Origin of the sequence: Polynucleobacter sp. 73C-SIWE (assembly GCF_018882465.1) — a bacterium.
Taxonomy (GTDB): domain Bacteria; phylum Pseudomonadota; class Gammaproteobacteria; order Burkholderiales; family Burkholderiaceae; genus Polynucleobacter.
Genome location: NZ_JACVOK010000002.1, coordinates 92,376 through 104,789, shown reverse-complemented (window position 1 = coordinate 104,789; position 12,414 = coordinate 92,376). Strand labels below are relative to the sequence as shown.

At 44.8% G+C, this 12,414-nt stretch carries 15 protein-coding genes; 7 read left to right on the top strand and 8 right to left on the bottom strand.

The window, feature by feature from the left end:
* Positions 1 to 56 precede the first annotated feature (56 nt).
* A complete protein-coding gene (locus ICN17_RS06745) occupies positions 57 to 350 on the top strand; it encodes a DUF1330 domain-containing protein (protein WP_216236771.1) in 294 nt (97 codons plus the stop codon).
* Positions 351 to 411: 61 nt separating this feature from the next.
* Here ICN17_RS06745 and ICN17_RS06740 read toward each other — a convergent pair whose 3' ends face one another.
* On the bottom strand, positions 412 to 600 hold the full coding sequence (locus ICN17_RS06740; protein ID WP_087909716.1) for a hypothetical protein: 189 nt from the start codon (positions 598 to 600) through the stop codon (positions 412 to 414).
* Positions 601 to 1,005: 405 nt separating this feature from the next.
* Here ICN17_RS06740 and ICN17_RS06735 point away from each other — a divergent pair, with 405 nt between their 5' ends.
* Together ICN17_RS06735 and ICN17_RS06730 are read left to right on the top strand one after the other, a co-directional pair.
* On the top strand, positions 1,006 to 2,592 hold the full coding sequence (locus ICN17_RS06735; protein ID WP_216236770.1) for a rhodanese homology domain-containing protein: 1,587 nt from the start codon (positions 1,006 to 1,008) through the stop codon (positions 2,590 to 2,592).
* Positions 2,593 to 2,962: 370 nt separating this feature from the next.
* A complete protein-coding gene (locus ICN17_RS06730; protein ID WP_216237570.1) occupies positions 2,963 to 3,184 on the top strand; it encodes a TIGR02450 family Trp-rich protein in 222 nt (73 codons plus the stop codon).
* Positions 3,185 to 3,242: 58 nt separating this feature from the next.
* Here ICN17_RS06730 and ICN17_RS06725 read toward each other — a convergent pair whose 3' ends face one another.
* Positions 3,243 to 3,770, bottom strand: coding sequence for a hypothetical protein (locus tag ICN17_RS06725; protein ID WP_087909713.1), 528 nt, complete (start codon positions 3,768 to 3,770; stop codon positions 3,243 to 3,245).
* A gap of 106 nt (positions 3,771 to 3,876) precedes the next feature.
* Between ICN17_RS06725 and ICN17_RS06720 the strand changes: the two genes are divergently transcribed.
* Positions 3,877 to 4,263 carry a group II truncated hemoglobin gene (locus ICN17_RS06720; RefSeq protein ID WP_216236769.1) on the top strand — a complete coding sequence of 129 codons (387 nt, stop codon included), beginning with the start codon at positions 3,877 to 3,879 and terminating at the stop codon, positions 4,261 to 4,263.
* A gap of 29 nt (positions 4,264 to 4,292) precedes the next feature.
* Here the strand turns inward: ICN17_RS06720 and ICN17_RS06715 are convergent, their stop codons facing one another.
* The 3 genes from ICN17_RS06715 to ICN17_RS06705 are packed head-to-tail and all read right to left on the bottom strand — an operon-like array spanning position 4,293 to position 6,936.
* Positions 4,293 to 5,510 carry an NAD(P)/FAD-dependent oxidoreductase gene (locus ICN17_RS06715; RefSeq protein WP_216236768.1) on the bottom strand — a complete coding sequence of 406 codons (1,218 nt, stop codon included), beginning with the start codon at positions 5,508 to 5,510 and terminating at the stop codon, positions 4,293 to 4,295.
* A 3-nt stretch (positions 5,511 to 5,513) separates the two neighbouring features.
* Positions 5,514 to 6,026 carry a hypothetical protein gene (locus tag ICN17_RS06710; RefSeq protein ID WP_216236767.1) on the bottom strand — a complete coding sequence of 171 codons (513 nt, stop codon included), beginning with the start codon at positions 6,024 to 6,026 and terminating at the stop codon, positions 5,514 to 5,516.
* Between the two features lie 52 nt (positions 6,027 to 6,078).
* Positions 6,079 to 6,936 carry an LOG family protein gene (locus ICN17_RS06705; protein ID WP_216236766.1) on the bottom strand — a complete coding sequence of 286 codons (858 nt, stop codon included), beginning with the start codon at positions 6,934 to 6,936 and terminating at the stop codon, positions 6,079 to 6,081.
* A gap of 197 nt (positions 6,937 to 7,133) precedes the next feature.
* Here ICN17_RS06705 and ICN17_RS06700 point away from each other — a divergent pair, with 197 nt between their 5' ends.
* Positions 7,134 to 7,328: a hypothetical protein gene (locus tag ICN17_RS06700; RefSeq protein ID WP_216236765.1), complete on the top strand. Its 195-nt coding sequence runs from the start codon at positions 7,134 to 7,136 to the stop codon at positions 7,326 to 7,328.
* A gap of 80 nt (positions 7,329 to 7,408) precedes the next feature.
* Here ICN17_RS06700 and ICN17_RS06695 read toward each other — a convergent pair whose 3' ends face one another.
* Complete coding sequence (locus tag ICN17_RS06695) at positions 7,409 to 8,824, bottom strand: MBL fold metallo-hydrolase RNA specificity domain-containing protein (protein WP_216236764.1); 1,416 nt, start codon at positions 8,822 to 8,824, stop codon at positions 7,409 to 7,411.
* 62 nt (positions 8,825 to 8,886) lie between these two features.
* Between ICN17_RS06695 and ICN17_RS06690 the strand changes: the two genes are divergently transcribed.
* On the top strand, positions 8,887 to 9,771 hold the full coding sequence (locus ICN17_RS06690) for an NAD(P)H-hydrate dehydratase (RefSeq protein WP_216236763.1): 885 nt from the start codon (positions 8,887 to 8,889) through the stop codon (positions 9,769 to 9,771).
* Between the two features lie 6 nt (positions 9,772 to 9,777).
* The gene (locus ICN17_RS06685) at positions 9,778 to 10,755 is read left to right on the top strand and encodes a DMT family transporter (protein ID WP_216236762.1); all 978 of its coding nucleotides are present in this window, start codon (positions 9,778 to 9,780) and stop codon (positions 10,753 to 10,755) included.
* An 18-nt stretch (positions 10,756 to 10,773) separates the two neighbouring features.
* On the opposite strand, the gene ICN17_RS06680 is transcribed toward ICN17_RS06685, so the two are convergent.
* Together ICN17_RS06680 and ICN17_RS06675 are read right to left on the bottom strand one after the other, a co-directional pair.
* Positions 10,774 to 11,010 carry a protein tyrosine phosphatase gene (locus ICN17_RS06680; RefSeq protein WP_216236761.1) on the bottom strand — a complete coding sequence of 79 codons (237 nt, stop codon included), beginning with the start codon at positions 11,008 to 11,010 and terminating at the stop codon, positions 10,774 to 10,776.
* 151 nt (positions 11,011 to 11,161) lie between these two features.
* Positions 11,162 to 12,310 (bottom strand): aminotransferase class V-fold PLP-dependent enzyme, encoded by a 1,149-nt coding sequence (locus ICN17_RS06675; protein ID WP_216236760.1) that lies wholly within the window; start codon positions 12,308 to 12,310, stop codon positions 11,162 to 11,164.
* Between the last annotated feature and the right edge of the window lie 104 nt (positions 12,311 to 12,414).

The following is a 12,414-nucleotide window of genomic DNA, read 5'->3' as shown; positions in this document are numbered from 1 at the left end:
TCAGAACTATATCTTAGATATAAACTTCTCTTATGGATCACTAAAAGAGAATATATATGACAGCAAAAGTAATTGGGCTAATGGAATTGACAGATCAAAAAGCCTTTGAACTATACCGCAGCAAAGTTGGCCAAACGGTTGAGCTTTATAAGGGCCGTATTCAAAACCGTGGCAGTGTTACCGAGATATTTTGGAATGAATTAAATTGCAGCAGATTTAACGCGTTCGTAGAGCTTACTTTTCCGAGCCAAGAAGATGCAAAAGCTTGGGTTCATAGTCCTGAGTATCAAGCTTTGGTTGCAATACGCAATGATGCAATGAAGTTGACACTCTTTGCGGTAGCGATTTGAAGCCAATAAGGAAAAAGCCTAGCTGATGAAGGCTAGGCTTGCGGATGAAGTTGCTTGAGAATTACTTCTTAGCTTCCATTGCCTCTTTTGTAGCAGTAATTTCTTTGCGACGCTCTTTGCATGCGCCGGCGATTTCTTGTAAGGCCTTACGAGCACGTGCTGCAGATGCCTTAATGCCTTTTTCAATGAATTTTTCGTTTTCAGCTTTGTATGTTTCAAAAGCAGCCAACAATGTATCGTGTTGTGACATCTTGTCTCCCGTTATCAAATAAATATTCCTACCTACAACGGAGTCAGTATATCCCCATAAAAACAGCGGGAAATGGCCTTTTTATCAGGGATAACGCCTAGAAACAGGGTTGCTTGCAATGCCGATTCCACCCTCTTTTACAAGGGATGCCCAAACAAGCTCCTGACTATGCCTAAATGTGAGAACTTTTGAGTGTCATTTAGGCAGGAAGCACCATTTTTGCTGCACTCGCAGCAAAAAATGGCATCTGAAGACCATGCCCGGTTTCATAATGCGGTGCATTACTCTATTGCATTCAGCGCCTACACCAATCTCACTTACGATATCACCAAAGACTTTTAAGAAATTGCAATTATTGATAGAGATACTTCCCTAATTAGCGACTTACATTAACCAAGAAAAGATATGAGTATTCCAACTAAACACTATGCGTTTGTCCGCAATAAGCTCCTCAATAAAGAAGAGATTGCTTTTTTAGATGTGCGTGAGGAAGATCCTCATGCACAAGAACATCCTTTGTTTGCCGCTAATGTTCCTCTCTCCCGCATTGAGATTGATGCTTATGCCAAGCTACCTAGAAAGAATGTTCCTATCGTTACCCTCGATGATGGCGAAGGTGATGCCACCCTTGCAGCACAGCGATTAATTGCGCTTGGCTATACCGATGTATCTGTGTTCGAAGGTGGAGTTCAGGGCTGGAAAGCTGCTGGTGGAGAATTATTCCGAGATGTCAACGTACCTAGCAAGTCTTTTGGAGAGCTAGTGGAATCTAAGCGTCACACTCCCTCTCTATCAGCCCAAGAGGTTAAAAAACTCTTGGATGATCAAGAAGATGTTGTAGTGGTAGATGTACGTCGCTTTGATGAATACAACACCATGAGTATCCCAAGTGGTATTAGTGTTCCAGGTGCAGAATTGGTATTGCGTGTTCCTGAGCTAGCACCTAATCCAAAAACCAAGATCATTGTGAACTGCGCTGGCAGAACACGAAGCATCATTGGCACACAGTCTTTGATTAATGCTGGTATTCCGAATGAGGTCAATGCACTGCGGAACGGTACCATTGGCTGGACTCTTGCTGGACAAGAATTAGACATAGGTCAGAGTCGTCAATTTAAGGAAGTGAGTGAGAGCACGGCAAGCGAGGCATCAGATCGGTCACGCAATGTTGCCGACAGAGCAAATGTAAAACGTACTAACCTTGCTGAAATTGAAAAATGGAAACTCCAATCAGAGCGCACAACGTATTTCTTTGATACGCGTACGCCTGAAGAATATGAAGTAGGTCATCTTCCAGACTTTCGCTCTGTCCCAGGCGGCCAACTAGTGCAAGAAACGGAGATGGTCGCTCCAGTGCGTGGCGCCCGTATTGTCTTAGCAGACCCGAGTAGTAGCGTCAGAGCCAATATGCCAGCCTCTTGGTTGGCACAGATGGCATGGGATGTTTATGTGGTTGATGGCATTAAGAGTTCTGATCTTACTGAGAAAGGAATTTGGAAAGCGCCTCTACCCACACTACCCCAGGTTCAATTTGTGGATTCTGGCACGGTCTCGCAGTGGCTTCAGTCTGATAGCAATACGATTGCGGTGGATTTCAGTACCCACGCCAATTACGTGAAGGGTCATATTCCAGGCAGCTGGTATGCATTGCGCTCACAATTAGCTGATGCAATCAAACAGATTCCGCAAGTAGATCGCTATGTACTCACTAGCACCCCAACTGAATTAAGCATTTTTGTTGCACAAGAGTTTCAATCCCTTACTAATGCTGAAGTGTTGGTATTGGAGGGTGGCAATACTACCTGGACTGCTGCCGGTCTTGCCCTCGAGAAAGGACCTAGTCACTTAGCCTCTCCACCATTAGATCGCTATAAACGGCCTTATGAGGGTACTAGCGTTGATCCTGCAGCAATGCAGGCTTACTTAGATTGGGAGTTTGGCTTAGTCGATCAACTGGGTAAGGATGGAACCCATCACTTCTGGGTTTTATAGTCATTCGCTTCTGATGCGCGCTAGACGCGGATTCAAAATATTCGCTATGCTAAGCTCATGCACCTGAAATTGATTCGACTTAGCGTCTTGGCTCTTACTCTATTCAGCTTATTAGCCTGCGAGCGTGAAACCTATACGAGTTGGAGTTGTAACTCAGCTACGGAGATGAAAATTTCTATGGTGCTAAGAAAAGCGCAGATGGAATTTCAGAATCTCAAGCTTGACTATTGCGGCAGCCTGGGTAATCAAAGCTACTTTGATGAAAAATGCCCACCAGTGATCCAAAATTCAAGCCATGTTTTTACTCCGTCCTCTGGTGAACTCATTACCAGAGAAAGGAACTATCAATGCAATGCTCTCTAAAACAGCCATGAATCCACTGAGCCCCAAGAAACTTTTACTGACTAAATGGACAGCAGTGAAACCGATTGCTAAACAGAAGCATTTCTTGGTAAGTAAAGTCATTCTTCCGGAGCCACCAAACGAAAAAATTGAGTTTGTTGAAATTGAGGCAGTCTATACAAAGAAGGTTTCGCTGATTGCCTGGCGTGACCTCACCAATAGCGAGCTATGGATACAGGGCTGGCAATAAAAAACCGCCCCAATATTTGAGGCGGTTTTGACTGTGAATAAAGTACTGCGTTAGCTCATTAGTCAGACTTTTTCTTGGATCCCGAAGATTTCTTGACCATATCGTCAATATTCTTTTCAGCAGCGTCTGCAACTTCATTTACGATGCGGCGCCCTTCTTTGAACATCTTCTGTCCAGTGGTGGACATCTCATGAACCACTTTTGATAACTTATCTGCCTGTGCGGGCATTTTGTTTTCGGCGTCTTCAAGCCAGGTTACTAAAGAAGCGCGAACTTTCTCCAGGTGCTTTTCTGTCTCATCTGCAGCGCTATCACCGAGATCCTTTAAAACAGATTTAACTTTCTTCTGATAAGTGGCTGCGCGTTTAGCAGCCTCTTTAGCAGCCTCTTCCTGCAAATCTTTTAGCTTTGCCAAATCATTCTTAGCAGCTGACTTTGCGCTCTCCAAGGCATTTTTCATACCCCACTCCATCTCTGCAAGATGATGCTCGCTGAGCTTCTTCGCAGCCTCTAATAGCGTATGTGAGTAATCAAACATTTCTTTAGCTTTTTCACGTTGCCATTTTTGCAATTCTTTTGCATCCATTTTTGAGCTCCTATCAATAAGGGTTTATGAAAGTCTTCACTTCAACTCTATACCGAAATTAGCAAACTGCCAATTTCCCCCTAATTTAAGGCATTAAAATGACAATATGACTGAAAGACAGACAATTTATGAGGCAATCGGTGGGATCGATCGAGTAGATGAGATCGTCGACCGCTTCTACGATTTAATGGCCCTAGAGCCTGAGTTTTCTGATTTGAGGGCTATGCACCCTCAAGATCTTTCCAGCTCTCGAGAAAAGCTGAAGTTCTTCCTAACCGGTTGGATGGGTGGCCCAGATGTTTATTCACCCAAATATGGTCACCCCATGCTGAGGGCCAGACATCTCCCCTTTAAGATCGGCTTAGATGAACGTAATCAGTGGCTAGCTTGCATGTATCAAGCACTTCAAGAATGTGGCATTGAGGGTAATGTCGCCAAGCAGTTAGAAGAGTCTCTCTTTAATACTGCTGACTGGATGAGAAATCAGCCTTAATACTTTATAGGGCAAAAAGTGATTAAATCTTAGATCGCCTGGGCACAGACAAAACCACTGGCCCAAGCCCATTGAAAGTTATGACCACCCAAGTGACCAGTAACATCAACACACTCGCCGATAAAAAATAGCCCCGGATGTGCACGTGACATCATGGTCTGGCCATCTAGCTCTTTCGTATCTACACCACCTAACATAACCTCGGCCTTTTTCCAGCCCAAAGTCCCAGCAGGCTTCACAGACCAATTGGTGAGTAACTCCTTTAGGGCTTGACGATCTTTCTTGGATACCTCAGCCCATTTGCGACCACTGAGATTTCTTTGATCAGCAAAGGCTTTGGCTAAGCGCTGCGGCAAAACAGAAGACAGTATGGTCTCAGCAAGTTTTAAACGATTAACATCATCATTAAATAACGTATCACAATTAAATCCACCCTCCACCTCAACGGCACCGAGCCAGTCAATATGAATCGGCTCACCCTCAACCCAATAACTACTTGCCTGTAGAACTGCTGGACCCGATAAGCCCTTATGGGTCAAGAGCAAGTCTTCATTAAATCGGCAGGCGCCATAACGATGGCCTTTTGAACCCGAGGCAATTCTGACGGGAACACTTAGGCCAGCTAGATCATTAAGATTGCTGAAGTTATCTGCAGTAAACGATAGCGGTACCAATGCGGGCCGTGGGTCTACTACCGAAAGCCCAAATTGTTTTGCGATATCCAATGAGTAAGCAGTAGCGCCAATTGCCGGAACTGGCAAACCACCTGTAGCCATCACCACTGCCTTAGTTTTTTCAATTCCCACGTTGGTATGGACATTCCAGCCGGATGCATCGCGGGCAATAGACTCAACCGAAACAGGATTACGGATACTGACCTTACCCTTAGCGCACTCTGACATCAGCATCTCAATAATTTGCTTGGCAGAGTCATCACAAAAGAGTTGTCCCTGATGCTTCTCGTGATAAGCAATACCGTAGGTGCTCACTAGCTTGATAAACTCTTTTGATGGATATTTAGCAAGTGCACTTTTGACGAAATGGGGATTCAAAGAAAGAAAATTCGCCGGACTACTGTGCACATTAGTAAAGTTACAGCGGCCACCGCCGCTAATACGGATCTTCTCACCTAATACTGGAGCATGATCAAGAACTAATACTTTTTTTCCTAGTTGACCTGCGACTCCGGCACAAAATAAGCCGGCTGCTCCTCCGCCAATGATGACGGCATCCCATATCTTGGTCATATCCTATTTAAAACGATCAATGACTTCAGAAGAAATATTGAGTTTTTCCATGTGATGCTTGGTATAGGCTTGACGAAAGTTTTTAGTCATGGAGATCATGACCGAGGCAGTCCAGGCAAAAGCAAACATACCAGAGAAGGCAATAATGACAGCTAACATTTTCCAGCCTTCAGGCAGGATATCTTCCATGAACCCCATAGCGGTATAAGTGCTACCGCTAAACAAAATACTTTGACCTAAGGCCGGAACTAGCTTGAAAGCATACAGAGCAATACCCCAAATAATTATTTCAGCGATATGCGTTAAGAACAAACAAAAAATACTAATGTAGAAACTTAGACTAACTTCTGAATATTTCTTTTCAGCCAAATACAAAAAAGATTTAACTTCATATCGTTTGGCAATTTGCAGCAGTACAAGGCCATGAAAAATCATCACCAGCAATAGCATGACGGCACCCAGTAAGTAGCTGGGTAGATCTAGAGAGGAAGCGATGCTGGCGTCTTGTGGAGTCATGATTAGGCTTTTACGTATTTTACAGGCGAAGCGATTGCCTGGTTAGACTCTATCAACTTAATTGATAGTGATTACTGATAATTCCCCAGGCCTCTTCTGCCGTCTCAGCAAAGTGGATCACCTTCATGTCGCCCTCATCAATCACGCCAAACTCAATCATCTCCTGAAAATGGACCATCTGATTCCAAAACTCTTTACCCATCAGAATGACTGGAAAGCGGGTTACCTTTTTAGTCTGCATTAAGGTGAGTACCTCAAAGAGCTCATCAAAGGAGCCAAATCCGCCAGGAAATGCAACGATTGCTCTTGCCCGCAGCATGAAGTGCATCTTACGCAAAGCAAAATAGTGGAAACGAAAACTTAAACCTGGACTGATGTATGGATTAGGGTGCTGCTCTCGTGGCAAGCTAATGTTAAAGCCAATCGTTTTATCCCCCGCTTCAAATGCACCGCGATTAGCAGCCTCCATAATTCCGGGTCCGCCACCAGTACAAATATGTAATTTATTGGAGTCCTCAGTCTGGGCGTTGTTGTACTGGGCAACCATGGCACCAAACTCACGAGCAGATTCATAATAGCGAGAATGCAGTAAGGCTTTATTTGCTTTAGCCTTCTCATCAGCAGTCTGAGCGCCCTTTTCCATTTCCAAGGCTTTTTCATGACTCACAAAACGCGTTGAGCCAAAGACTGTGATGGTGTGATCAATGCCATGCTCGCTGAGTAGAATTTCTGGCTTTAACAACTCTAACTCGAAACGAATTCCAATCGTTTCTCTGCGCGCTAAAAATGCTTCATCATCAAATGCAAACTTATAAGACTCTTCTGAACTCTCTTCAGAAATTTGATGAGGCTCCAGACTTAAAAAATCTGTAATGGTCTGAGCGTTATTAATGGGGAGCTTTGAACTCATATGCTTGCCTTAGGTATCGGTGTCATGCCCATCTTACCCCTTACATTTATGGCAATAAGACCTAATCATTCTGCCCAAAACTTAGTATTAATACCTAAATCAGCCTGATTTAGAGATCCTTAGGGGTAGTTGGGATTTACCCCGGCTCCAACAAGGGTTAATATTGGGCTAATTTCAACCAAACTGAAGGAAAAGCAATGAGCAACCGTGCAATCATCATCATGGTACTGGTATTAATTAGTGCCACCGCCTATTTACTCATCAAAGGCGACGGCGACATTGATATGGGCGGCGAAAAGCATGGCGCAGAAGCAGCTCACATGGAAGAAGCTAAGAAAGCAGCTGCACCAGCAGCTCCAGCAGCGGCTCCAGCAGCAGACGCTAAGAAGTAATTTTTTCTTCAGCTAAATCAAACCGCGGTCCGCCGCGGTTTTTTTATGTCAATCAATACAAGCAGGATCTGGTCATTAGCCTAACAAGGGTAGGTATGTAAGCGTTCAGGGATGATGACGTTTTTCCAGCCCAATTCATCTCGGATACATTCAGCAAATACCGAGGAAGACTCGGGCTCACCATGAACCACAAAGACTGATTTAGGCGGCAGCTCAAATCCCTTCAGCCAATCTAGCAAGCCAGCCCGATCCGCATGGGCAGATAATCCTCCGATGGTGTGGATGGATGCCTTCACGAGTACCTCCTCACCAAATAAGCGTACCTTCTTAGCTTTATCCACCAGGCGTCTACCCAAACTTCCATACGCTTGAAATCCCGTAATGATGATGGCATTTTGCTCACGCGGTAGATTACTGGCCAAATGATGAACAATGCGTCCAGCATCGCACATGCCACTTGCCGAGATAATGATGGCGCCTCCTTTGATTTTATTGAGCGCCTTAGATTCCTCAACATCAGCGATAAATCGTAAATCGACAGACTCTGGATTGGCCTTGAACCATTCAAATGTTGCCTGAGACTGACTATCTAACTGTGAAAAGAAATGCTGAGTCAAATGGGTGGCAGCAGTTGCCATAGGTGAATCCACCCAAATACTTAAATGCGGCAGGCGCCCTCTTCTCACAAGATCAATCAATAGGAATAAAATTTCTTGTGTACGGCCAACTGCAAAAGCAGGCATCACAATATTGCCGTGTGCAGTCATTGTGGATGAAATCACCTCCACTAATTCATCTTCAGTATCTTGCAAGCTACGGTGCTGGCGATCTCCATAAGTTGACTCAACAAGTAGCACATCAGCATTTGAAATGACGTCGGGGTCAGGCATCAGAACTTTGCCCTTCATCCCAATGTCTCCCGAAAAAACACAGCGCTTTTTCTGGGCATTATCTTCAGTGATATCTATGATGGCTATTGCCGACCCCAGAATATGCCCTGCATTGCGAAACTCTAATTGAATACCTGGGATCGCCTCAACTACTTGCCCATATTGCAAAACTGTAAATTGCGATAAAGCGAGATCCACCTCTTCACGAGAATATAAGGCGATGGGCATTTCCCCGCGCCACTTTCCAGCTTTCTGCTTGCGATCTGCTCTATCAACATCAGCACGCTGTAAATACGCGCTATCCGGTAGCAAAATTTTTAACAACTCAAAAGTGGCGGTAGTGCAATAAATAGGGCCGCTAAATCCCTGAGCGCACAAACGTGGTAATAGACCGCTGTGATCAATGTGTGCGTGCGTCAGCACTATAAAATCAAGATCGTTGGGTGAGAATGGTAAGGGCTCTATATTTTTATTCGTAGCCTCTCGCCCACCTTGAAACATTCCATAGTCAACCATAAAGCGCTTCTGCCTTCCAGCAAGAGTGAGCTCTACAGAATGACGTGAACCAGTAACCTCACCAGCAGCACCAAGAAATTGGATCTTCATATTTTCAGCATACTCTCTCTTACAATGAGTTCAAACACCCCAATCAGGGTGATACTACTGATATGACCGCACCAACATCAAAACTGGACACTTTTGCATTAGCCAAGCGCTTAAAACGCGGTGCTAGTGAACATAAAGGCACTGCAGGTAAAGCTCTTTTAATAGGCGGCGCGCCAGGGATGGCAGGCGCCCTTTTACTTGCTGGCAATGCCTGCCTGCATCTAGGTGCTGGCTGGACCATTCTAGAAATATTAGACCCCGCATCCGCAAAAGCATGCCCAGAGTCTCCTGAACTAATGATTCGATTGGCAAGTACACAGATTGATGATGTCTTAAGAATTACTCAGCCTGATGTCATTGCGATTGGCCCAGGACTTGGTAAGTCCACTCTTGCCTCTAGATTACTCATTGGAGTACTTCAATACCCAAGCATTCCTTTAATGATTGATGCAGATGCACTCAATCTGATTGCAGAATCAAAAGATCTTTTATCGGCATTACAAAATCGTAATCAACAATTTCCTGATCAGGTTGTGCTGACACCGCATCCAGGCGAAGCAGCTAAACTACTCGGTATTGCTACAGAGAACGTTCAATCTGATCGCTTAGCCACTTTAGAACAATTAATTGCACTGACGCAATGTATTGTTGTCCTAAAGGGTCAGCACACTTTAATTGGCTCAACCAAACACCCTGCCCTGCAGTGCCAAGAAGGCAATCCAGGCATGGGCACCGGAGGCATGGGAGACGTTCTCACGGGAAGTATTGCTGCAATCGCAGTCCAGGGGGTTCGCCACCAACTCAATTTATGGGAATCTACGGGCATTGCCGTACAACTACATGCAACAGCAGCTGATAGTCTAGTTCGTCAAGGTGTTGGCCCAATTGGTTTAACCCCCTCAGAAACTATCCTGGAGATGAGAAGCTTATTAAATAAGCTGCTATAAAGTCCCATGCAATCAGCAAACGCAGCCTATCACCATCGCCGCTACCTCTATGGCATCTTGATGGCCGGAGTTGGCTCCATGCTCTTCTCTGGAAAGGCTGTTCTCATCAAACTTGCTTTTGGCTATGGCGCTAATTCAGAAACGCTTTTAGCCTTACGAATGCTCATGGCACTCCCCATGTTCTGGATAATCTATTGGTGGGAGTCTCGCAGAAAAGCAATGAGTCCCCTTGCATGGTCCGATCGATTGAAGTTAGTTTTCTTGGGCTTTTTAGGTTACTTTCTATCGAGTTACTTAGATTTTCTTGGACTGCAATATATCTCTGTTGGTCTTGAGAGAATTGTGTTGTACCTCACACCAACGATCGTGCTTCTCATATCGTATTTTGTCTTGCATAAAACGATCTCTCGTTTGCAGTGGTATGCACTAGTAGTAGGCTACCTTGGTGTATTCATCGTCTTTATTCAGGATGCAAGCTCTACCGGCTTGAGCGCATGGCTCGGCATGATCTTAGTATTTGGAAGCGCCTGCGCCTATGCAACCTATATGATTGGCTCAGGTGAAATGGTTCAGCGCATTGGTAGCGTGCGCTTAGTAGTCTATGCGAGCACCGCTTCTGCATTTTTTAGCTTAATACAGTCATCGTTTTACAACCCAAGCGCGATTTTCGAGCAAACCCAAGCAATTTATTGGTTAAGCCTATTAAATGCCGGTCTGTGTACAGTGATCCCGATGTTGCTAATTATGGTGGCCATAAACCGTATTGGCTCACCGCTAGTAGCGCAAGCCGGAATATTAGGTCCAGTATCAACTATCTTTATGGGTTATTTTATTTTGTCAGAACCCATCACCTGGATTCAAATTAGTGGAATGACTTTAGTGATCGCGGCAATGTGGTTGTTGGTTCGCAAAGACAGCCCAAGAAAAAAGTCACCGAACTCTAGTGAACCCGATGACCTTGATAAAACAGAGCCCCTAAATTGATGAAGGGGTAAATGATTACTAAGTGGCCGTGTCTGTAGTGGACTTCGATTTCTTCTTTGACTTCTTCTTTGATTTTTTCTCAGCTTTCTTTTCTTTCTTCACTTTTTTCTGAGCTTTATTTGCCGGAGCTTCTGTTGGAGTGGCTGCGGGTGTCGCTCCAGGAGCTGGATCAGCAGCCATCACTGAAATTGGAGAAATGCCAATAGCTGCAGAAATAAGAGTGGCCAGATACAGGCGGACAATACGAGCAATCATGGAATTCTCCAGGATGGTTTATGGATAATTTGATAATACTCAAAAATTTGCTCTCAATGCTTCAATTTTAGTCAAGCAACTCGCAATCCACTGGCCAGGTAAAAAAGAAAAAGGCCATCATCAGATGGCCTTGATTGAACGCGGGAAGCTATTACGCAGGCTGAGCTTCTGCCTCGGTAATCTTCTCCAGGGCTGCTGAGAGATAGCCAAGCGTACGATCTACGTGAGCTAACTTCTCCAAGCCAAATAAGCCGATACGGAATGTACGGAAGTCTGGTCTTTCGTCGCACTGCAAAGGAACGCCTGCAGCAGTTTGTAAACCCAGTGCAATAAATTTCTTACCAGATTGAATATCTGGGTCCTTGGTATAGCTCACCACTACGCCAGGAGCTTGAAATCCTTTAGCAGAAACAGAGTGATAGCCTTTGGATACCAATAAATCTCGAACTTTAGTGCCCAACTCTACTTGCTTTGCCTTTAACGCTGCAAAGCCTAGTGACTGAGTTTCTTTCATGACGTTGCGTAAGATCTTGAGCGCATCGGTAGGCATCGTCGTGTGATACACATGACCACCCTTTTCATAGGCTTCCATAATCTGCATCCACTTTTTGAGATCCATCGAGAAGCTAGTACTTTGAGTAGCATCAATACGCTCGCGTGCTCTCTCACCAAGTGCGATCAATGCGCAGCATGGGGAGCTGCTCCAGCCTTTTTGCGGCGCTGTAATCACCACATCTACATTACAGGCCTTCATATCTACCCACATTGCACCTGAAGCGATGCAATCTAATACAAACAAACCATTTACAGAGCGGACAGCTTCACCAACTGCTTTGAGATAGTCATCTGGCAGGATGATGCCTGCGGAGGTTTCTACGTGCGGCGCAAAAACTACTGCTGGTTTTTCTTTCTTGATAAAAGCCACTACCTCTTCAATCGGTGCTGGTGCAAATACACCCTGAGTAGATGCTTCCAACTGACGACCTTTGATGACGGTAATGTCGTTCGTAATATTGGCTAGGTCAAAAATTTGTGTCCAACGGTAGCTAAACCAGCCATTACGTAGAACCAAACACTTTTGATTGTTGGCAAATTGACGGGCTACAGCCTCCATGCCGAATGTACCGCTACCAGGAACGATTACAGCAGAGCTCGCGTTATAAGCATCTTTGAGCACACTTGAAATATCAACCATCACACGTTTGAACTCTTCAGACATGTGATTTAAGGAGCGGTCGGTATAAACGACTGAGAACTCTAATAAACCGTCTGGATCAACGTTGGGGAGTAAACCTGGCATAGTAATTTCCTAGGAATTGTGTGATTAGCCCTAAATGATACTGATTTAGAGGCCTTTTTGGGCGATCCTCAAAAAACCGCATTAGGAAGGCCTTTTTCGAGCAT